This window comes from Propylenella binzhouense (genome assembly GCF_009866965.1).
Taxonomy (GTDB): Bacteria; Pseudomonadota; Alphaproteobacteria; order Rhizobiales; family Afifellaceae; genus Propylenella; species Propylenella binzhouense.
The window spans coordinates 1-19,284 of sequence record NZ_SPKJ01000005.1; the positions used below are offsets into that span (position 1 = coordinate 1).

The window sequence follows — 19,284 nt, forward strand, 5'->3', positions numbered from 1 at the left end:
GGGCGGCCGCACCGTCGGCGCCGGCATCGTCGCTTCCATCATCGAGTAACCCGACAAAGGGCAGGGCGCGCACCCCGCGCGCCCGTCCTTGCCAGAGGCATTGCAATGAACGGACAGAATATCCGGATCCGGCTCAAGGCGTTCGATCACCGGGTGCTCGACACGTCGACGGCGGAGATCGTCTCTACCGCCAAGCGGACGGGCGCGCAGGTGCGCGGGCCGATCCCGCTGCCGACCCGGATTGAGAAGTTCACGGTGAACCGCTCGCCGCACGTCGACAAGAAGAGCCGCGAGCAGTTCGAGATCCGCACCCATAAGCGGCTGCTCGACATCATAGATCCCACGCCGCAGACGGTCGACGCGCTGATGAAGCTCGACCTCGCCGCCGGTGTCGATGTCGAGATCAAGCTGTAGGGCACAGTCCCTGACGAGGTAGAAGACCATGCGTTCAGGCGTGATCGCACAGAAGCTGGGCATGACCCGCGTCTACACCGAAGCCGGCGAGCAGGTGCCCGTCACGGTGCTTCGCGTCGACGGCTGCCAGGTCGTGGCCCAGCGCACGCAGGATAAGGACGGCTACACCGCGCTGCAGCTCGGCGTCGGCCGGGCCAAGGCGAAGAACACCACCAAGGCCATGCGGGGGCATTTCGCGAAGGCCGAGGTGGAGCCGAAGCGCAAGATGGCGGAGTTCCGGGTGAGCCCGGAGAACCTCGTCGAGATCGGCGCGGAGATCACGGCCGAGCATTTCGTGCCGGGGCAGTTCGTGGACGTCACGGGCACGTCGATCGGCAAGGGCTTCGCCGGCGTCATGAAGCGTCACAATTTCGGCGGCCTCCGCGCGACGCACGGCGTCTCGATCTCGCACCGCTCGCATGGTTCGACCGGCCAGCGCCAGGACCCGGGCAAGGTGTTCAAGGGCAAGAAGATGGCCGGCCACATGGGCGACGTGCGCGTGACGACGCAGAACCTGCAGGTCGTCCGCACGGATGCCGAGCAGGGCCTGATCCTCGTCCGCGGTGCCGTTCCGGGCGCCAAGGGCGGCTGGCTGCTTGTCCGCGACGCCGTGAAGATGAAGGCCCCCGAGGGCGTCCCGCTGCCCGCCGCGATCCGCGCCCGCAGCGACGCCGCGGCCGGCGCCGCGCCGAACGAGGCGGCGGCCGGCGAGGCCGGAGGAGAAGCCTGATGGAGTTCGAAGTCAAAACGCTCGACGGGCAGTCCGCCGGCAGCATCACGGTTTCGGAGGCGCTGTTCGGCCTCGAGCCGCGCGCCGACATCCTGCAGCGCATGGTGCGCTACCAGCTCGCCAAGCGGCAGCAGGGCACGCACAAGTCGAAGGGCCGCTCCGAGGTCAAGGCGACCTCGAAGAAGGTCTACCGGCAGAAGGGCACCGGCAGCGCGCGGCACGGCAACAAGGCCGCGCCGCAGTTCCGGGGCGGCGGCAAGGCGTTCGGCCCGGTCGCGCGGAGCCATGCGATCGACCTGCCGAAGAAGGTGCGGGCGCTCGCGCTGAAGCATGCGCTGTCGGCGAAGGCGAGGGCGGACGCGATCATCGTGGTCGACGACCTCACGAGTGCGGACGGCAAGACGAAGGCGCTCGCCGCGCGCTTCGGCGGCCTCGGCATCGCCAACGCGCTCGTGATCGGCGGCAGCGAGATCGACGCGGGCTTCGGCCGCGCGGCGCGCAACATCCCGCAGCTCGACGTGCTGCCGGTCCAGGGCATCAACGTCTACGACATTCTGCGCCGTGACCGGCTGGTGCTGAGCCGGGCCGCCATCGAGGCGCTCGAGGAGCGGTTCAAATGACCGATCTCAGGCATTACGACACGATCGTTGCCCCGGTGATCACCGAGAAGTCGACCATGGCCTCCGAGCAGAACAAGGTCGTCTTCAAGGTCGCCGGCAAGGCGACCAAGCCGGAGATCAAGGCCGCCGTCGAGGCGCTCTTCGGCGTCAAGGTGGAGAAGGTGAACACGCTGGTGCGCAAGGGCAAGACCAAGCGCTTCCGCGGCGTCGCCGGCCGCCAGAAGGATTTCAAGAAGGCGATCGTGACCCTTCAGGAGGGGCATTCGATCGACGTGACGACCGGGCTCTGACCGGAACGGACAAGGAATCGGGACTGAACCGATGGCACTGAAGAACTTCAATCCGACGACGCCGGGCCAGCGCCAGCTGGTGCTGGTGGACCGGTCCGGCCTCTGGAAGGGCAAGCCCGTCAAGGGGCTCACCGAAGGGCTGACGAAATCCGGCGGGCGGAACAATTTCGGCCGCGTGACGGCGCGCCGGCGCGGCGGCGGTCACAAGCGGACCTACCGCCTGGTCGATTTCAAGCGCACGAAGTTCGACGTGCCCGCCGTGGTGGAGCGGCTCGAATACGATCCCAACCGGTCGGCGTTCATCGCGCTCGTCCGGTACGAGGACGGCGAGCTCTCCTACATCCTGGCGCCGCAGCGGCTCGCCGAGGGCGACACGGTGGTGTCGGGCCTGAGCGTTGACGTGAAGCCCGGCAACGCCATGCCGCTGCGGGCGATCCCGGTCGGCACGATCGTCCACAATGTCGAGCTGAAGCCCGGCAAGGGCGGGCAGATCGCGCGTTCGGCCGGCGCCTATGCGCAGCTCGTCGGCCGCGACCAGGGCTATGCCGTGGTCCGGCTCAATTCGGGCGAGCAGAGGCTCGTGCACGGCGCCTGCATGGCCACGGTCGGGGCGGTGTCCAATCCCGACCATTCCAATGCGAGCCTCGGCAAGGCGGGCCGCTCGCGCTGGATGGGCAAGCGGCCGAGCGTGCGCGGCGTGGCCATGAACCCGATCGACCACCCGCATGGCGGCGGCGAGGGCCGCACCTCGGGCGGCCGGCATCCGGTCACGCCGTGGGGCAAGCCGACCAAGGGCAAGAAGACCCGCAGCAACAAGGCAACCGACAAGTTCATCCTGCGCTCGCGCCACGCCCGCAAGGGCCGCTGAGCCGCATCCGGTTAGGAGACAAGAGTGGCACGTTCAGTCTGGAAGGGTCCGTTCTTCGACGGCTACCTCCTGAAGAAGGCGGAGAAGGTGCGCGAGTCCGGCCGCAACGAGGTCATCAGGATCTGGAGCCGGCGCTCGACCATCCTGCCGCAGTTCGTGGGGCTGACCTTCGGCGTCTATAACGGGCAGAAGCACGTTCCGGTCTCCGTGACCGAGGACATGATCGGCCACAAGTTCGGCGAGTTCTCGCCGACGCGCACCTATTACGGGCACGCGGCCGACAAGAAGGCGAGAAGGAAGTAGCCATGGGCAAGCCGAAGCGTGAGCGGACGCTGAAGGACAACGAGGCGCAGGCGGTGGCGCGCATGATGCGCGTCAGCCCGCAGAAGCTGAACCTCGTCGCCGAGCTCATCCGCGGCAAGAAGGTGTCGACGGCGCTCGCCGATCTCGAGTTCTCGCGCAAGCGGATCGCCGTTCAGGTGAAGAAGACGCTCGAGAGCGCGGTTGCGAACGCCGAGAACAACCACGATCTCGACGTGGACAGCCTGATCGTGGCCGAGGCCCATGTCGGCAAGGCGCTGGTGATGAAGCGGTTCCGTCCGCGCGCCCGCGGCCGCGTCGGCCGGATCATGAAGCCCTTCTCGAACCTCACCGTCGTGGTTCGCGAAGTCGAAGAAACCGCCTGAGGACGAGAGAGATGGGACAGAAGGTCAATCCGATCGGGCTTCGCCTCGGCGTCAACAAGGTCTGGGATTCGCGCTGGTTCGCGGACGATGCCGAGTACGGCAAGCTGCTGCACGAGGACATCCGCATCCGCCAGGCGCTGATGCAGGACCTGAAGCAGGCGGCGGTCTCCAAGATCGTGATCGAGCGTCCGCACAAGAAGTGCCGGGTGACCATCCATACGGCCCGTCCGGGGATTGTCATCGGCAAGAAGGGTGCCGATATCGAGAAGCTCCGCCGCAAGGTGGCGCGCCTGACGAAGTCGGAGGTCCACCTCAACATCGTCGAGGTGCGCAAGCCCGAGATCGACGCCAACCTGGTCGCGCAGTCGATCGCCCAGCAGCTCGAGCGCCGCGTGGCGTTCCGCCGGGCGATGAAGCGCGCGGTGCAGTCGGCCATGCGGCTCGGCGCGCAGGGCATCCGCATCAATTGCGGCGGCCGTCTCGGCGGCGCCGAGATCGCGCGGACGGAATGGTACCGCGAGGGGCGCGTGCCGCTGCACACGCTCCGCGCCGACATCGACTTCGGTACGGCCACGGCGCACACCGCCTACGGCACGATCGGCATCAAGGTGTGGATCTTCAAGGGCGAGATCCTCGAGCACGACCCGATGGCTTCCGAGCGGCGGCAGTCGGAGGGCGGCGGCGAGGGCCAGCGCCGGAGCCATGCGGCCTAGGTCGCGGCGACGAGTAAGAGAGAAGAACAATGCTGCAACCGAAGCGCACGAAGTTCCGCAAGGCGTTCAAGGGCCGCATCCACGGCACCGCGAAGGGCGGCACGCTGCTCAATTTCGGCTCGTTCGGGCTGAAGGCGCTGGAGCCGGAGCGGGTGACCGCGCGCCAGATCGAGGCTGCGCGGCGCGCCATCACGCGCCACATGAAGCGCGCCGGCCGCGTCTGGATCCGCGTGTTCCCGGACGTCCCGGTTTCCGCCAAGCCGACCGAGGTCCGCATGGGCAAGGGCAAGGGCTCGCCGGAATATTGGGCGGCTCGGGTTCATCCCGGCCGGATCATGTTTGAGATCGACGGCGTGGGCGAGGACGTTGCGCGCGAGGCGCTGCGTCTCGGCGCCGCGAAGCTTCCCATCCGCACCCGGGTCGTCACCCGGATCGCCGAGTAACGGAGCGGACGATGAAGGCCAGCGACTTCCGCACGAAGAGCATGGACGAGCTTGGCGACGAGCTCGCCCGGCTCAAGAAGGAACAGTTCAACCTCCGCTTCCAGCGGGCGACGGGCCAGCTGGAGAAGACGGCGCGCATCCGCGAGGTGCGCCGGGATATCGCGCGGATCAAGACGATCGTCGCCCAGAAGCGCACGGCCGAAGCGAGAGCATAGGAGAGAGCGATGCCGAAGAGATTGCTGCAGGGCATCGTGGTCAGCGACAAGACCGACAAGACCGTCGTGGTCAAGGTCGAGCGGCGCTTCACCCATCCGGTCCTGAAGAAGACGGTCCGGCGGACGAAGAACTACCACGCTCACGATCCGGAGAACCAGTACAAGACTGGCGACACGGTGGTGATCGAGGAGAGCCGGCCGATCTCCAGGACCAAGTCCTGGGTGGTGGTCGGACACGATTTCCCGGCCTGACGACCGGTACGAACAAGAAGCTGAAGCATACGGCAGGCAGCGGCCTGTGCGTGCAGGAAAGAAGGACGTCGCGCCATGATCCAGATGCAGACGAACCTGGACGTCGCTGACAATTCCGGGGCCCGGCGGGTCCAGTGCATCAAGGTGCTCGGCGGCTCCAAGCGGAAGTACGCCCAGGTGGGCGACGTCATCGTCGTCTCCGTGAAGGAGGCGATCCCGCGCGGCCGCGTGAAGAAGGGCGACGTGATGAAGGCGGTGGTCGTGCGCACCGCCAAGGACATCCGCCGCGCCGACGGCAGCGTGATCCGCTTCGACCGCAATGCGGCGGTCCTGATCGACAACAAGAAGGAGCCGGTCGGGACGCGCATCTTCGGACCGGTCCCGCGCGAGCTGCGTGCGAAGAACCACATGAAGATCATCTCGCTTGCGCCGGAGGTGCTGTGATGGCGGCGAAGATCCGCAAGGGCGACCGGGTGGTCGTCATCACCGGGCGCGACAAGGGCCGTTCGGGTGAGGTCATCCAGGTGATGCCGAAGGAGAGCCGCGCGCTCGTCCGCGGCGTCAACGTGGTGACCCGGCATGAGCGCCAGAGCGCCGGCCAGGAGGGCGGGCTCGTGCGCAAGGAGGCGCCGATCCATCTCTCCAACATCGCGCTGGTCGACCGGGAGAGCGGCAAGCCGACCAGGGTCGGCTTCAAGATTTTGGAAGACGGACGCAAGGTGCGCGTCGCCAAGCGTTCGGGAGAGACGATCGATGGCTGAGACGACCACGCAGGCGCAGGCCGAGAGCCCGCGGCTGAAGACCTTCTATCGCGACGAGGTCGCCCCGAAGCTCATGAAGGACTTCGGCTATGCGAACCCGATGATGGTGCCGCGGCTCGACAAGATCGTGCTCAACATGGGCGTCGGCGAGGCCGTCGGCGATTCCAAGAAGGTGCAGTCGGCGGCAGAGGATCTCGCGATGATCGCGGGCCAGAAGCCGGTGATCACCCGGGCGCGGAAGTCGATCGCGACGTTCAAGTTGCGCGCGGGCATGGCGATCGGCGCCAAGGCCACACTGCGCAAGGACCGCATGTTCGAGTTCCTCGACCGCCTGGTCACCGTCGCGCTGCCGCGCGTGCGCGACTTCCGCGGCCTCAACCCGAAGAGCTTCGACGGCCGGGGCAATTACGCCCTGGGCATCAAGGAGCACATCGTGTTCCCGGAGATCAACTACGACAAGGTCGATCAGATCTGGGGCATGGACATCATTGTCTGCACCACGGCGCGGACGGACGAGGAGGCGCGCGCCCTTCTCAAGGCGATGAACTTCCCGTTCCGGCAGTGAACCGGGCGGATTGAGAGGTCGATACGATGGCGAAGAAGAGCGCGATCGAGAAGAACAGGCGCCGGGCGCGGATGGCCGAGCAGTATCGTGCGAAGCGCGAGGAGCTGAAGGCCCGCTCGGCGGACGAGAGCCTGAGCGACCAGGAGCGCTTCGCGGCGCGCCTGAAGCTCGCGGAGCTGCCGAGGAATTCCTCGCCGACCCGCATCCGCAACCGGTGCGAGGTGACGGGGCGTCCGCGGGCGTTCTACAGGAAGCTGAAGATGAGCCGGATCGCGCTGCGCGAGCTGGGCGGGGAAGGCAAGATCCCCGGCCTCGTGAAGTCGAGCTGGTAAGGAGATCGGGCGATGATGATCAACGATCCGCTCGGCGACATGCTGACCCGCATCCGCAACGCGCAGCTGCGGGGCCGGACCAGCGTGACGACCCCGGCTTCGTCGCTGCGGGCGCGCGTCCTCAAGGTGCTGCAGGCGGAGGGCTTCATCCGCGGCTACTCGGAGACGACGACGGACGGCGGCAAGGCCGAGTTTCAGATCGAGCTGAAGTACTATGACGGCGAGCCGGTGATCCGGGAAATCCAGCGGGTGTCCAAGCCCGGCCGCCGGGTGTACGCCTCGGTCCGCAACATTCCCCGCGTCGCCGACGGTCTCGGCGTCTCGATCCTGTCGACGCCGAAGGGCGTCATGCCGGATCACGAGGCGCGTGCGCAGAACGTGGGCGGCGAGGTTCTCTGCCGCGTCTTCTGAGCGCGGACAATCGAACGGGTATGAAGAGATGTCTCGAATTGGCAAGAAGCCGGTCGCCGTGCCGAGCGGCGTACAGGCGAGCGTCGAGGGCCAGACCGTCCGGGCCAAGGGGCCGAAGGGCGAGCTCGCGGTCGTGCTGGCGGACAGGGTGACCGTGGCGCAGGCCGACGGCGGCATCAAGGTCGATCCGCGCGACGAGAGCAAGGAGGCGCGCTCGCAGTGGGGGATGTCGCGCACGCTGGTGCAGAACATCGTCACCGGCGTCTCCAGGGGCTTCGAGAAGCGGCTCGAGATCAACGGCGTCGGCTACCGCGCCCAGGTGCAGGGCAAGTCGCTGAGCCTCGCGCTCGGCTACAGCCATGACGTCAACTACCCGATCCCGGAGGGCATCCAGATCCAGTGCCCGAAGCCGACGGAGATCGTGGTAAGCGGCATCGACAGGCAGCGCGTCGGCCAGGTGGCCGCCGAGATCCGGGCGTACCGCCCGCCGGAGCCCTACAAGGGCAAGGGCGTGAAGTACGCCGACGAGTTCATCTTCCGCAAGGAAGGCAAGAAGAAGTAACGGGGTCGCTATGGCTACGAAGAATTCGAGCACGCTGCGCCGGAAGGGCCGCGTCCGCAAGGCGATCAGGAAGGCTGCGAACGGCCGGGCCCGGCTCTCGGTCTTCCGCTCGTCGAAGCACATCTACGCGCAGGTCATCGACGACGTGCGCGGGCATACCGTGGCGGCCGCCTCGAGCCTGGAGAAGGACCTCGCCGGCGGCCTCGGGACGGGGGCGGACACGGCGGCGGCGACCGCCGTCGGCAAGCTCATCGCCGAACGGGCGAAGGCGGCCGGGGTGGACGAGGTCGTGTTCGACCGCGGCAGCTATATCTATCACGGGCGCGTCAAGGCTCTGGCCGATGCCGCGCGCGAGGGCGGCCTGCAGTTCTGAGCGCGGCACGCCGACAGACAGAGGACGGATTGGATTCATGGCGCAACGGGAACGGCAGGGACGCGACCGGGATCGCGGCGACGAGCGCGACAGCGAGTTCGTCGATAAGCTGGTACACATCAACCGCGTCGCCAAGGTGGTGAAGGGCGGCCGGCGCTTCGGCTTCGCTGCTCTCGTCGTCGTCGGCGACCAGCGCGGCCGGGTGGGCTTCGGCCATGGTAAGGCGCGCGAGGTGCCGGAGGCGATCCGCAAGGCGACCGAGGCGGCCAAGCGCGCGATGATCCGCGTGCCGCTGCGCGAGGGGCGCACGCTCCATCACGACGTCGCCGGGCGCCACGGCGCGGGCCGGGTCGTGGTCCGGGCGGCGCCGGCGGGCACCGGCATCATCGCCGGCGGTCCGATGCGCGCCGTCTTCGAGACGCTCGGCATCCAGGACGTCGTGGCGAAGTCGCTCGGAACCTCGAACCCCTACAACATGGTGCGGGCGACCTTCGACGCGCTGAAGCACGAGGACAGCCCGCGCTCGGTCGCGGCGCGCCGCGGCCTCAAGGTGTCGAGCCTGCAGGCGCGCCGTCGCGATGCCGACCAGGCCGCCGTGACGGAGGCCTGACATGGCGAACGCGGGAAAGACCATCGTGGTCGAGCAGACCGGCAGCCCGATCCGCCGTCCGGCGGTGCAGCGGCAGACGCTGATCGGCCTCGGCCTCAACAAGATCCGGCGTCGCGCGACGCTCGAGGACACGCCGGAAGTGCGCGGCATGATCGCGTCCGTCAGCCACCTCGTCCGTGTCGTGGACGAGGCCTGACCGGCTCAAGAGCCAGGGAATCACCCCAATGAAGCTGAACGAACTGATCGACAACGAAGGTGCTTCGAAGACCCGCAAGCGGGTCGGGCGCGGCATCGGTTCGGGCAAGGGCAAGACCGCGGGTCGCGGCGTCAAGGGCCAGAAGTCGCGCACGGGCGTGGCGATCAAGGGCTTCGAGGGCGGCCAGATGCCGCTCCATCGGCGTCTGCCGAAGCGCGGCTTCAACAACGTGTCGGCGCGCGACTATGCCGAGGTCACGCTCGGACGCCTGCAGGCGGCCATCGACGACGGCCGGCTCGATCCGGCCGGCACGATCGACGGCGCGGTGCTGGAGCAGGCGGGCGTCATCCGGCGCATCAAGGACGGCGTGCGCATTCTCGGCGGCGGCGAGCTCACCGCCAGGGTGGCGCTCGATGTCGCCGGCGCCTCCCGCTCGGCCGTCGAGGCGATCGAGAAGGCGGGCGGCACGATCACGGTGGCGAAGAAGCCCGAGGGTGCGGACGCTGGCGCGTCCGCCTGACGGGCGCGATCGGAGTATCCATGGCTTCTGCAGCCGAGCAGCTCGCTTCCAACCTGAACTTCGGCGCCTTCGCGAAGGCGACCGAGCTCAAGAAGCGAATCTGGTTCACGTTGGGCGCGCTCCTCGTGTACCGGCTCGGAACGTACATCCCGCTGCCGGGCATCAATGTCGAGGCCCTGCAGCAGGCGTTCCAGCAGCAGTCCCAGGGCATCCTGGGCATGTTCAACATGTTTGCCGGCGGCGCGGTCGGGCGGATGGCGATCTTTGCGCTCGGCATCATGCCCTACATCTCCGCCTCCATCATCGTGCAGCTCATGACGGCGGTGATCCCGTCGCTCGAGCAGCTGAAGAAGGAGGGCGAGCAGGGCCGCAAGGTGATCAACCAGTACACGCGGTATCTGACCGTCGTGCTGGCGGCCGTGCAGTCCTACGGCATCGCCGTGGGGCTCGAGGGCTCGCAGAGCGCGATCGTGGCCGATCCCGGCTGGTTCTTCCGCTTCACGGCGGTGGTGACGCTCACGGGCGGCACGATGTTCCTGATGTGGCTCGGCGAGCAGATCACCTCGCGCGGCATCGGCAACGGCATCTCGCTCATCATCTTCTCGGGCATCGTCGCAGGGATTCCGCAGGCGATCGCCGGGACGCTGGAGCTCGGGCGCCAGGGCGCGCTCTCCACCGCCCTCATCCTCGCTGTGCTGGTGCTCGGCGTCGCGGTGATCGCATTCATCGTGTTCATGGAGCGGGCGCAGCGGCGGCTCCTCATCCAGTATCCGAAGCGACAGGTCGGGAACCGGATGTTCCAGGGCGATTCCTCGCACCTGCCCCTGAAGCTCAACACGTCCGGGGTCATCCCGCCGATCTTCGCGTCCTCGCTGCTCCTGCTGCCGATCACGATCGCGAACTTCACGGCGGGCCAGGGCCCCGCCTGGCTGACCACGGTCACGGCGCTGCTCGGGCATGGCCAGCCGCTCTACATGCTGTTCTATGCGGCGCTGATCGTCTTCTTCGCGTTCTTCTACACCGCGGTCGTCTTCAATCCGAAGGACACGGCGGACCAGCTGAAGAAGCACGGCGGCTTCATTCCCGGGATCCGGCCCGGTCAGAGGACGGCGGAATATATCGACTACGTCCTGACGCGGATCACGGTGATCGGTGCGATCTATCTGGTGCTCGTCTGTCTGCTTCCCGAGTTCCTGATCGCGCAGGCGCGGCTGCCCTTCTATTTCGGCGGCACCTCGCTCCTGATCGTGGTCAGCGTGACGATGGATACCGTTGCACAGGTGCAGGGCCATCTGCTCGCCCATCAGTATGAAGGACTGGTCAAGAAGGCGAAGCTCAGGGGCCGTCGGCGATGAGGTTGATAGTGCTCGGTCCACCAGGGGCCGGGAAGGGCACGCAGGCGCAGCGGCTCGTGGACAGGCATGGCCTGGTGCAGCTCTCGACCGGCGACATGCTGCGGGCCGCGGTCGCGTCCGGCACGCCGGTCGGGCGCGAGGCGAAGGCGATCATGGAGGCGGGACGGCTCGTTCCCGATTCGGTGGTGGTCGGCATCATCGCGGAGCGGCTCGAAAAGCCGGACGTGAGGAACGGGTTCATCCTGGACGGGTTCCCGCGCACCCTCGCGCAGGCGGATGCGCTGGAGGCGCTTCTCGCCGGCAAGGGCACGCCGCTCGACGCGGTGATCCTGCTCGAGGTGCAGGACGAGGTTCTCGTGGATCGGGTCGCAGGGCGCTACAGCTGCGCCAATTGCGGCGAAGGATACCACGACGCGTTCAAGCGGCCCGCGCAGGAAGGCGTCTGCGACAAGTGCGGCTCGACCGAGTTCAAGCGCAGGCCGGACGACAATCCGGACACGATGCGGCAGCGGCTTCAGGCCTACTACAAGGAAACGGCGCCGCTGATCGGCTACTATTACGCCAAGGGCAAGCTGAAGGTCGTCGACGGAATGGCGGCGATCGACGACGTGACCCGGCAGATCGAGTCCGTGCTGGACGCTCTGGAGGACCGATCTGAAGTATTGAGTGCGCGAGGCGGTTGACGGGCAGCTGCCGAGACATTAAGTGGCACCAATCCTGAAGAGTATGGGATCGGTGCCGGAGCCCGAGGGTATCCGGGGCCGGTTCTTTGCGTTTCCGGCCCAAAGCGGTAGGCAGGGCGCTCCGGAGCGGGGCGCGGCAGAGGAGCTTGAGACGTGGCACGTATCGCTGGCGTCAACATACCGACGAACAAGCGCGTTCTGATCGCGCTGCAGTACATTCACGGCATCGGCGCGGCCAAGGCCCGCGAGATCATCGAGAAGGTGAGCATTCCGGAGAGCCGCCGCGTCAACGAGCTGTCGGACGCCGAGGTGCTCCAGATCCGCGAGACGATCGACCGCGACTACATCGTGGAAGGCGATCTTCGGCGCGAGACGGCGATGAACATCAAGCGGCTCATGGATCTCGGCTGCTACCGGGGACTGCGCCATCGCCGCGGCCTGCCGGTGCGCGGCCAGCGGACCCATACCAACGCCCGCACCCGCAAGGGACCGGCGAAGCCGATCGCCGGAAAGAAGAAGTAAGGCGCGAGCCGGGATCAAGGACCGATGGCGAAAGACACCACCCGCATCAAGAAGCGCGAGCGGAAGAACATCACTTCCGGCATCGCGCACGTGAACTCCACGTTCAACAACACGATGGTGACCATCACCGACGTGCAGGGCAACACGATCGCCTGGTCGTCCGCGGGCGCGATGGGCTTCAAGGGATCGCGGAAATCGACCCCCTATGCCGCCCAGATGGCGGCGGAGACGGCTGCCCGCAAGGCGCAGGACCACGGCATGCGGACGCTGGAGGTCGAGGTCTCCGGTCCCGGGTCCGGGCGCGAATCGGCGCTGCGGGCGCTGCAGGCCGCAGGCTTCACCATCACCACGATTCGGGACGTCACCCCGATCCCGCACAATGGCTGCCGGCCGCCGAAGCGGCGCCGCGTCTAGGGCGGGTACACGACGGCCGCCTCCGGCGGCCGCATCATTCGAGAGGTAAAGCTCGTGATCCAGAAGAACTGGCAAGACCTCATCAAGCCGGAAAAGCTCGAGATGAGGCACGGCTCGGACCGGCGCCGGATCGCGACGGTTGTCGCCGAGCCGCTCGAGCGCGGCTTCGGCCTGACGCTCGGCAATGCGCTGCGGCGGGTGCTCCTGTCCTCGCTTCAGGGCGCGGCTGTCACCAGCGTGCAGATCGACGGCGTGCTGCATGAGTTCTCGTCGATCGCCGGCGTGCGCGAGGACGTGACGGACATCGTCCTCAACATCAAGGAAATCGCCATCAAGATGAGCGGCGAGGGCCCGAAGCGCATGACGCTGCGCAAGCAGGGGCCCGGCCAGGTCACCGCGGGCGACATCAACACGATCGGCGATATCGAGGTCCTCAATCCCGAGCTCGTGCTCTGCACGCTCGACGAGGGCGCGGACATCCGCATGGAGCTTACGGCCGACATCGGCAAGGGCTACGTGCCCGCCGACCGCAACCGGCCGGAGGATGCGCCGATCGGGCTCATTCCGGTCGACAGCCTCTATTCGCCCGTGAAGAAGGTCTCCTACCGGGTCGAGAACACCCGCGAGGGACAGGTGCTCGACTACGACAAGCTCACGCTGACGGTCGAGACCGACGGTTCGGTGAAGCCGGAGGACGCGATCGCCTATGCGGCGCGGATCCTCCAGGACCAGCTCTCGATCTTCGTCTCCTTCGAGGAGCCGAAGAAGGAGGTCGTCGAGGAGGCGACCCCGGAGCTCGCGTTCAATCCGGCGCTCCTCAAGAAGGTGGACGAGCTCGAGCTCTCCGTCCGCTCGGCGAACTGCCTGAAGAACGACAACATCGTCTATATCGGCGATCTCATCCAGAAGACCGAGGCGGAGATGCTCCGGACGCCGAATTTCGGGCGGAAGTCGCTGAACGAGATCAAGGAAGTGCTTGCCTCGATGGGCCTTCATCTCGGCATGGAAGTGCCGAACTGGCCGCCCGAGAACATCGACGAGCTCGCCAAGCGCTTCGAGGACCAGTACTAGCACACCGCCCACGGCGTGAGCCGCCGGCAGAACAAGGAGTAGGGCCATGCGCCACGGGAAATCCGGTCGCAAGCTGAACCGCACCTCGAGCCACCGCCAGGCGATGTTCGCCAACATGGCGGCCTCGCTGATCGAGCACGAGCAGATCGTCACCACGCTTCCGAAGGCGAAGGAGCTGCGGCCGATCGTCGAGAAGCTGGTCACGCTCGCCAAGCGCGGTGACCTTCATGCCCGTCGTCTCGCCGTGTCCAGGATCCGTGACGAGAAGATGGTCAGGAAGCTGTTCGAGACGCTCGGGCCGCGCTACGCCGAGCGGAATGGCGGCTATACCCGGGTGCTGAAGGCCGGGTTCCGGTACGGGGACAACGCGCCGGTCGCCGTCATCGAGTTCGTCGACCGCGACGAATCCGCCAAGGGCGCGGGCGACCGTGCCCGCCGCGAGGCGGAGGAGCAGGCCGAGGAAGTGGCCGCCTGACGGCCGTTCCCGGCAGGGCGTGAGCCCGCGAGAATTAAAAGCCCCGCCGGTCGCCGGCGGGGCTTTTTCGTATGACGTTCGGCACGTGGGGCTCCGGCGGTCGCCGCCGCGGCATCGCCGCAACGAAAAAGGCCCCTGCGACGGCAGGGGCCTCCGGTCCGGCACGCCGGGCGCGGGCTGCCCGCCCGCATCGGCCGTCAGCCGACGATCTCGTCTTCCGTGAAGAAGAAGGCGATCTCCTGCCGGGCCGTGTCGGGCCCGTCGGAGCCATGCACGGAATTCTCGCCGATCGAGCGCGCGAATTCCTTGCGGATGGTTCCCGGCGCGGCGTCCTTCGGGTTGGTGGCGCCCATGACCTCGCGGTTCCTGGCGATGGCGTTCTCGCCCTCGAGAACCTGCACCACGACCGGTCCGGCCGTCATCGTCTCCACGAGCTCGCCGAAGAAGGGGCGCTCCTTGTGGACCGCATAGAAGCCTTCGGCCTGCTCGCGGGTCATCCGGATGCGCTTCTGGGCGATCACGCGCAGGCCCGCACTCTCGAGCTTGTCGATGATCTTGCCGGTGAGATTCCGCTCGGTCGCGTCCGGCTTGATGATGGAGAACGTGCGCTCGATGGCCATGAAGGGGGTCCTGTGTCGGAAGGGAATGCCTATCGCGCGGTGCTATACCCGGAGGCCCGGCGCGGAGCAACCTGAGCCGCCGGGATGGGTCCTGCTCAGGCCGGATTTGCGACGGGAATGTTGTCGATGAGTCGGGTGCGGCCGAGGCGGGCCGCGGCGAGCATGCGCAGCGGCTCCGTCCTCCAGTCGTCCACCGGCGCAAGGGACGCGGCGTTGCGGACCTCGAGATAGTCCGGGTCGAAGCCGGCCGATCGGATGGCGGCAACGGCTTCGGCAAGCGCATCCGTCGGCGGCCCGCCGGCCGCGATGCGCTGCGCGGCCTCGGACATCGATCGATGGAGGAGCGGCGCCCGGGCGCGCTCGTCCGGCGACAGATAGGCGTTGCGGGAGGAGAGGGCGAGCCCGTCCGCCTCGCGGACCGTAGGCCGTCCGATGATCTCCGTCGGCAGCCCGAGATCAGCCGCCATGCAGCGGACCACGAGGAGCTGCTGGTAGTCCTTCTCCCCGAAATAGGCCTGGTCCGGCATGCCGGCGACGAGGAGCTTGGCGACGACCGTCGCGACGCCGGCGAAGAAATGGGGCCGGAACGCGCTCTCCAGGCCCTCCGACGGGCCGGCGACGCTGATGGTGGTGGCGAAGCCCGGCGGATACATCTCCTCCGTCGAGGGGGCGAAGAGCACGTCGACGCCGAGCGCCTCGAGCTTCGCGCGGTCGGCGTCCTCGGTGCGGGGATAGGCGGCGAAGTCCTCGTTCGGCGCGAACTGGGTCGGGTTCACGAAGAGGGTCACGACGACGCGGTCGCAGGCGCGGCGCGCCGACTCGACAAGCGCGACGTGGCCGGCATGAAGCGCGCCCATGGTCGGCACCATGGCGATGGTCGAGGCGCCCGCGCGGCGCCACGCATCCACCCTCTGCCGCAGCTCGCCCCGCGTCCGTACCACGTTGAGGTTCATCGCATTCTCCAGACGGCTGCTGGCTAGTTCACGCCGCCCGCTTGCGCAAGACCCCGGGAACGTCCCATCTATCATCCGTGATGAGCGACGAGCGCAGCGTGGCGCCGGGACGGGGCGGCGTTCCCGGCAAGGCCGCTTCCGATGCCGAACTGGAAGCCTTCCTGAAGAAGGCGGCGGAGCTCGCGCCCGCCGGCGCCGCCGCGCGCGGCCGCCTGGTGTTCGCCCTCGACGCGACCATGAGCCGCCAGCCGACCTGGGATCTCGCCTGCGCCCTCCAGGCCGGCATGTTCGATGCCGCCGGTTCCGTGGGCGGCCTCAGCGTCCAGCTCGTCTACTTCCGCGGCTGCGGGGAATGCCGGGCCTCGTCCTGGGTCGCGGATACGCGTGCCCTGCGCGATCTGATGGTGCAGATCGATTGCCGCGGCGGCCACACTCAGATCGGCAAGGTCCTCGCCCATGTCCGGCGCGAGGCGGCGAAGCGGCCCGTCGCGGCGCTCGCTTATGTCGGCGACGCCATCGAGGAGGATGTCGACCGCCTCGCGGCGTCGGCCGGCGAACTCGGGCTCCTCGGCGTGCGCGCCTTCATGTTCCAGGAAGGGCGCGATCCCGCGGCCGAGCGCGCCTTCAAGGAGATCGCGAGACTCACCAACGGCGCGCATATGCGCTTCGACGCGGCCGCCGCCGGCCGGCTCGCGGCCCTTCTTGCCGCCGTCGCCACCTATGCGGCCGGCGGACTGCCGGCTCTGCGTTCGTCGCAAGGGGAGGGCGCGCGCCTCCTGCTCGCGCACCTGAAGTGATCCGGTACCTGCTGATCGCCCTCGTGGCCGCGGGCCTGCTCGCGCTCGCGGTGCGACATTTCCTTGCGGCCAATCCCGCGGACCTTGCCCGGCAGCTGAGGCGGCTTGCCGGGCTCGGCCTCGTGGCGGGCGCGCTCGGGCTCGTGGTCCTCAGGCAGCCGGCGCTCGCGCTTCCGGTCGGGATGGCCGGGCTCGCGCTCCTGAGACGTCGCGGGTGGTCCGGCGGCACCACGCCTGGCGGACGCTCCGGCGTCAAATCGGCGCGCCTCGACATGACGCTCGACCACGACAGCGGCGAGATGGACGGCACCGTGCTGGCGGGGCGGTACGAGGGCAGGAGGCTTTCGGAGCTCACCCTGGACGAGCTGCTCGCATTTGCCGGAGAGCTCGCCGGTGATCCGCAGTCGCTACGGCTCCTGGAAGCTTATCTCGACCGCGCGCACCCCGCCTGGCGAGAGCACGTCGAGGCGGACGAAGCGGCGGGGGCTCGCGCGCCGCCGGGCACGGGCGAGATGAGCGCGCATGAAGCCCATCAGGTCCTTGGGCTTGAGCCGGGCGCCGGCGAAGCCGAGATCCGGGATGCCCACCGCCGCCTCATGAAGCAGGTGCATCCGGACCGCGGCGGGAGCGCCGCGCTCGCCGCCAAGGTCAATGAGGCCAAGGACCGGCTGCTGCGGGAACATCGCTGACCCCGTCAGTTCGGCACGGCCAGGCAGGTGATGGACTGGCGCTTGAGCTGCCGGCAGGCGGCGCGCGCCTCGTCCTTGCCTTCGAAGCCGGCGAACCTGACGCGGTAGAGCGTGGTTCCGCCGGCATTCACCGGCATCGTGAAGGGCTCGCGGTCGCGCACGATCGCGCGGGCGGAACCGCTCACCTTCTCGAGCAGTGCGTCGGCATCCTCCCGGCTCGGCACGGCTGCGATCTGGATCTGCCAGCCCGCCCTGGAGGAGGGCGCAAGCGAGGCCGCTTCCGCGGCGGTGCGCGGCCGCGGCTGCATGTGCGCGGCCTTCGACTGGGCGAGTTCGGCAAGGCGGGCGATGGGATCGTCATGGCTGCTGCTGACGGCCGGCGCATAGGCGAGCTGCGCCACCTCCTGGGCGGCCATGATCCGGGCCGCGATCTGGTCGCCGCCGATCCCGTCCGGCCGCGCATTCGGAACGGCCGACGCGACCGCGACCACGGCGTCGCCCATTGCCTCGTCCGCGGCCGGCCGGCCGATCTCGGCGGAAGCGAGGAGCGCCGGGGGCTCGTAGCCCGGCCGGATGCGCGGCAGCGGCGTGCCCGAAATGGCGCCGGTATCGGCGATGAGGAGCGGGGCCGTCCGCTTGCCGCGGCTCGCATCCGGCAGGTAGTCCGCGATCAGCTGCTTCATGTGGGCATTGCGGCTCGCGCTCGTCGCGCCGCCGAGAACGACCGCGACGATGCGCCGGTCACCCCGCTTCACGGAGGTGACGAGGTTGAAGCCGGAGGCGCGGGTATAGCCGGTCTTGATGCCCTCCACGCCGTCCACGGTCCCGAGCAGGTGATTGGTGTTGCGGTAGGTGGCGCGGCCCCAGGTGAAGGTCCGGGTCGAGAAGAAGGCGAAGTAGCGCGGAAAGCGGTCCTGGAGCGCGCGTCCGAGCCGCGCCATGTCGCGCGCCGTGGTCTTCTGCGTCGGATCGGGCAGGCCGTTCGGGTTGTTGAAGGTGGTTCTGCTCATGCCGATCGCGCGCGCGGTGCGGTTCATGCGGCGCGCGAAGGCCTCGACGGAGCCCTCGATGTTCTCGGCGACGACCACGGCGATGTCGTTCGCCGACTTCACGCAGAGCGCCTTGATGGCGTCCTCGACCCGGATCGTCCGGCCCGCCGGGATGCCAAGCTTCGAAGGCGGCATGCTCGCGGCGTATTTCGAGACGGTGAACTGCGTGTCGAGCGTGACGCGTCCCGCGCTCATCTCCTCGAAGAGGATATAGAGGGTCATCATCTTGGTGAGCGAGGCGGGATATCTCGGCTCGTCGGCGTAGCGCTCGTAGAGCGTCTCTCCGCTCTTCGCGTCGACCACCAAGGCTGCGTAGCGTTCGGCGGCCGAAGCCGGCGCGGCGACCGAAAGCAGGCTCAGGACGACGGCGAGAGCGAATGCGATCGAGGGCAGGCGGCGGATACAGGAAGAGGACTGCGACTGGAACACAAAGAACCCCACTCGGTCGGGCTTGGCTCGGGCGTTCGGGACGGACAGGCCCCGGATCGATTGCAGCTGCGAAGGCTAGGGCGATCGTCGTTACCGATCCGTAAAGCGTCGCGGTTAACGCGACCGATCGCCCGTAATGCTGCACTGCAAAAATCTTGCTTGCATTTTTGTGCGGCGCACATATATCCGGAGATGTCGGCGGGACTGGGGCTCGCTTTCCATCGCGACGGCACGAGAAGAGGGACGCAAACGATGCTCAACGGATTTGACGATTTTCAGAAGGTCGGAAAAGAAGGCATGACCAAGGCGCTCGAGAGCTTCGGCGCCGCGTCGAAGGGCTTTCAGACGATCGCGGTCGAGGCCGCCGACTATTCGAAGAAGGCCTACGAGGATGGCGCCGGCCATCTGGAGCGCCTTCTCGGCGCGCGCACGCTCGACGGCGCGTTCGAGGCGCAGTCGGAATACCTGAAGGCCTCCTACGAGGCGGCCGTCGCCCAGGCGACCCGGATGAGCGAGCTCTATCTCGGCGTCGCCAAGGACGTCATGAAGCCGTTCGAAGGCTATTTCGCGGCGAAGTGAAACGCGTCCGCAGCGGTCCTTCTCGGGCGCCCGGCTCATCGCCGGGCG

33 protein-coding genes are annotated in these 19,284 nt (G+C 68.0%); 30 read left to right on the plus strand and 3 right to left on the minus strand.

Annotated elements, in window-relative coordinates:
* Positions 1-105: 105 nt before the first annotated feature.
* The 27 genes from rpsJ (at position 106) to rplQ (ending at position 14,120) form a co-directional block, all read left to right on the plus strand.
* Complete coding sequence (gene rpsJ / locus E4O86_RS02670) at positions 106-414, plus strand: 30S ribosomal protein S10 (RefSeq protein WP_092497415.1); 309 nt, start codon at positions 106-108, stop codon at positions 412-414.
* A 28-nt stretch (positions 415-442) separates the two neighbouring features.
* Entirely contained in the window at positions 443-1,183 is a 741-nt protein-coding gene (gene rplC / locus E4O86_RS02675) for a 50S ribosomal protein L3 (RefSeq protein WP_161138977.1), read from the plus strand.
* Positions 1,183-1,803, plus strand: coding sequence for a 50S ribosomal protein L4 (rplD, locus tag E4O86_RS02680; protein ID WP_161138978.1), 621 nt, complete (start codon positions 1,183-1,185; stop codon positions 1,801-1,803). Before rplC ends, rplD begins: the two co-directional genes overlap by 1 nt.
* On the plus strand, positions 1,800-2,093 hold the full coding sequence (locus tag E4O86_RS02685) for a 50S ribosomal protein L23 (RefSeq protein WP_161138979.1): 294 nt from the start codon (positions 1,800-1,802) through the stop codon (positions 2,091-2,093). The genes rplD and E4O86_RS02685 overlap by 4 nt, the downstream gene beginning before the upstream one ends.
* 31 nt (positions 2,094-2,124) lie before the next feature.
* Positions 2,125-2,961: a 50S ribosomal protein L2 gene (rplB, locus tag E4O86_RS02690; protein WP_161138980.1), complete on the plus strand. Its 837-nt coding sequence runs from the start codon at positions 2,125-2,127 to the stop codon at positions 2,959-2,961.
* 24 nt (positions 2,962-2,985) lie between these two features.
* The gene (gene rpsS, locus E4O86_RS02695) at positions 2,986-3,264 is read left to right on the plus strand and encodes a 30S ribosomal protein S19 (RefSeq protein WP_161138981.1); all 279 of its coding nucleotides are present in this window, start codon (positions 2,986-2,988) and stop codon (positions 3,262-3,264) included.
* Between the two features lie 2 nt (positions 3,265-3,266).
* Positions 3,267-3,647, plus strand: a complete 381-nt coding sequence (gene rplV / locus E4O86_RS02700; RefSeq protein WP_161138982.1) for a 50S ribosomal protein L22 — start codon at positions 3,267-3,269, stop codon at positions 3,645-3,647.
* 11 nt (positions 3,648-3,658) lie between these two features.
* Positions 3,659-4,360 (plus strand): 30S ribosomal protein S3, encoded by a 702-nt coding sequence (gene rpsC / locus E4O86_RS02705; protein WP_161138983.1) that lies wholly within the window; start codon positions 3,659-3,661, stop codon positions 4,358-4,360.
* A gap of 29 nt (positions 4,361-4,389) precedes the next feature.
* Entirely contained in the window at positions 4,390-4,803 is a 414-nt protein-coding gene (rplP, locus tag E4O86_RS02710) for a 50S ribosomal protein L16 (protein ID WP_161138984.1), read from the plus strand.
* 11 nt (positions 4,804-4,814) lie between these two features.
* A complete protein-coding gene (gene rpmC / locus E4O86_RS02715; RefSeq protein ID WP_161138985.1) occupies positions 4,815-5,018 on the plus strand; it encodes a 50S ribosomal protein L29 in 204 nt (67 codons plus the stop codon).
* A 9-nt stretch (positions 5,019-5,027) separates the two neighbouring features.
* Complete coding sequence (gene rpsQ / locus E4O86_RS02720) at positions 5,028-5,270, plus strand: 30S ribosomal protein S17 (RefSeq protein WP_161138986.1); 243 nt, start codon at positions 5,028-5,030, stop codon at positions 5,268-5,270.
* 75 nt (positions 5,271-5,345) lie between these two features.
* Entirely contained in the window at positions 5,346-5,714 is a 369-nt protein-coding gene (gene rplN / locus E4O86_RS02725; protein ID WP_161138987.1) for a 50S ribosomal protein L14, read from the plus strand.
* Complete coding sequence (rplX, locus tag E4O86_RS02730) at positions 5,714-6,031, plus strand: 50S ribosomal protein L24 (RefSeq protein ID WP_161138988.1); 318 nt, start codon at positions 5,714-5,716, stop codon at positions 6,029-6,031. Before rplN ends, rplX begins: the two co-directional genes overlap by 1 nt.
* Positions 6,024-6,596, plus strand: coding sequence for a 50S ribosomal protein L5 (rplE, locus tag E4O86_RS02735; RefSeq protein ID WP_161138989.1), 573 nt, complete (start codon positions 6,024-6,026; stop codon positions 6,594-6,596). Before rplX ends, rplE begins: the two co-directional genes overlap by 8 nt.
* A gap of 26 nt (positions 6,597-6,622) precedes the next feature.
* On the plus strand, positions 6,623-6,928 hold the full coding sequence (gene rpsN / locus E4O86_RS02740; RefSeq protein WP_161138990.1) for a 30S ribosomal protein S14: 306 nt from the start codon (positions 6,623-6,625) through the stop codon (positions 6,926-6,928).
* Positions 6,929-6,940: 12 nt separating this feature from the next.
* Positions 6,941-7,339, plus strand: coding sequence for a 30S ribosomal protein S8 (rpsH, locus tag E4O86_RS02745; RefSeq protein WP_161138991.1), 399 nt, complete (start codon positions 6,941-6,943; stop codon positions 7,337-7,339).
* Between the two features lie 28 nt (positions 7,340-7,367).
* Positions 7,368-7,901 carry a 50S ribosomal protein L6 gene (rplF, locus tag E4O86_RS02750; protein WP_161138992.1) on the plus strand — a complete coding sequence of 178 codons (534 nt, stop codon included), beginning with the start codon at positions 7,368-7,370 and terminating at the stop codon, positions 7,899-7,901.
* A gap of 10 nt (positions 7,902-7,911) precedes the next feature.
* Positions 7,912-8,274 carry a 50S ribosomal protein L18 gene (rplR, locus tag E4O86_RS02755; RefSeq protein ID WP_161138993.1) on the plus strand — a complete coding sequence of 121 codons (363 nt, stop codon included), beginning with the start codon at positions 7,912-7,914 and terminating at the stop codon, positions 8,272-8,274.
* A gap of 37 nt (positions 8,275-8,311) precedes the next feature.
* A complete protein-coding gene (gene rpsE, locus E4O86_RS02760; protein ID WP_161138994.1) occupies positions 8,312-8,884 on the plus strand; it encodes a 30S ribosomal protein S5 in 573 nt (190 codons plus the stop codon).
* Between the two features lies 1 nt (position 8,885).
* Complete coding sequence (rpmD, locus tag E4O86_RS02765) at positions 8,886-9,080, plus strand: 50S ribosomal protein L30 (RefSeq protein WP_161138995.1); 195 nt, start codon at positions 8,886-8,888, stop codon at positions 9,078-9,080.
* Positions 9,081-9,108: 28 nt separating this feature from the next.
* A complete protein-coding gene (gene rplO, locus E4O86_RS02770) occupies positions 9,109-9,600 on the plus strand; it encodes a 50S ribosomal protein L15 (protein ID WP_161138996.1) in 492 nt (163 codons plus the stop codon).
* 20 nt (positions 9,601-9,620) lie between these two features.
* Positions 9,621-10,955, plus strand: a complete 1,335-nt coding sequence (secY, locus tag E4O86_RS02775; RefSeq protein ID WP_161138997.1) for a preprotein translocase subunit SecY — start codon at positions 9,621-9,623, stop codon at positions 10,953-10,955.
* Positions 10,952-11,638 (plus strand): adenylate kinase, encoded by a 687-nt coding sequence (locus E4O86_RS02780; protein WP_161138998.1) that lies wholly within the window; start codon positions 10,952-10,954, stop codon positions 11,636-11,638. Before secY ends, E4O86_RS02780 begins: the two co-directional genes overlap by 4 nt.
* Positions 11,639-11,791: 153 nt before the next feature.
* Positions 11,792-12,160 carry a 30S ribosomal protein S13 gene (gene rpsM / locus E4O86_RS02785; protein WP_161138999.1) on the plus strand — a complete coding sequence of 123 codons (369 nt, stop codon included), beginning with the start codon at positions 11,792-11,794 and terminating at the stop codon, positions 12,158-12,160.
* Positions 12,161-12,184: 24 nt separating this feature from the next.
* Entirely contained in the window at positions 12,185-12,574 is a 390-nt protein-coding gene (gene rpsK, locus E4O86_RS02790; protein ID WP_161139000.1) for a 30S ribosomal protein S11, read from the plus strand.
* 36 nt (positions 12,575-12,610) lie between these two features.
* On the plus strand, positions 12,611-13,645 hold the full coding sequence (locus tag E4O86_RS02795) for a DNA-directed RNA polymerase subunit alpha (RefSeq protein WP_343039081.1): 1,035 nt from the start codon (positions 12,611-12,613) through the stop codon (positions 13,643-13,645).
* Between the two features lie 46 nt (positions 13,646-13,691).
* Positions 13,692-14,120 carry a 50S ribosomal protein L17 gene (rplQ, locus tag E4O86_RS02800; RefSeq protein WP_161139002.1) on the plus strand — a complete coding sequence of 143 codons (429 nt, stop codon included), beginning with the start codon at positions 13,692-13,694 and terminating at the stop codon, positions 14,118-14,120.
* 197 nt (positions 14,121-14,317) lie between these two features.
* On the opposite strand, the gene ndk is transcribed toward rplQ, so the two are convergent.
* Positions 14,318-14,740: a nucleoside-diphosphate kinase gene (gene ndk, locus E4O86_RS02805; RefSeq protein WP_161139003.1), complete on the minus strand. Its 423-nt coding sequence runs from the start codon at positions 14,738-14,740 to the stop codon at positions 14,318-14,320.
* Positions 14,741-14,835: 95 nt separating this feature from the next.
* Positions 14,836-15,693, minus strand: a complete 858-nt coding sequence (panC, locus tag E4O86_RS02810; RefSeq protein WP_161139004.1) for a pantoate--beta-alanine ligase — start codon at positions 15,691-15,693, stop codon at positions 14,836-14,838.
* 80 nt (positions 15,694-15,773) lie between these two features.
* Between panC and E4O86_RS23120 the strand changes: the two genes are divergently transcribed.
* Both E4O86_RS23120 and E4O86_RS23125 read left to right on the plus strand, forming a co-directional pair.
* Positions 15,774-16,490 (plus strand): VWA domain-containing protein, encoded by a 717-nt coding sequence (locus E4O86_RS23120; RefSeq protein WP_205520652.1) that lies wholly within the window; start codon positions 15,774-15,776, stop codon positions 16,488-16,490.
* Positions 16,487-17,179, plus strand: a complete 693-nt coding sequence (locus E4O86_RS23125; RefSeq protein WP_343039075.1) for a DnaJ domain-containing protein — start codon at positions 16,487-16,489, stop codon at positions 17,177-17,179. The genes E4O86_RS23120 and E4O86_RS23125 overlap by 4 nt, the downstream gene beginning before the upstream one ends.
* Before the next feature lie 5 nt (positions 17,180-17,184).
* On the opposite strand, the gene E4O86_RS02820 is transcribed toward E4O86_RS23125, so the two are convergent.
* Positions 17,185-18,669: an SPOR domain-containing protein gene (locus E4O86_RS02820; RefSeq protein ID WP_205520653.1), complete on the minus strand. Its 1,485-nt coding sequence runs from the start codon at positions 18,667-18,669 to the stop codon at positions 17,185-17,187.
* Positions 18,670-18,909: 240 nt separating this feature from the next.
* Between E4O86_RS02820 and E4O86_RS02825 the strand changes: the two genes are divergently transcribed.
* Positions 18,910-19,236 carry a phasin family protein gene (locus tag E4O86_RS02825; protein WP_161139006.1) on the plus strand — a complete coding sequence of 109 codons (327 nt, stop codon included), beginning with the start codon at positions 18,910-18,912 and terminating at the stop codon, positions 19,234-19,236.
* The last annotated feature ends 48 nt before the right edge of the window (positions 19,237-19,284 follow it).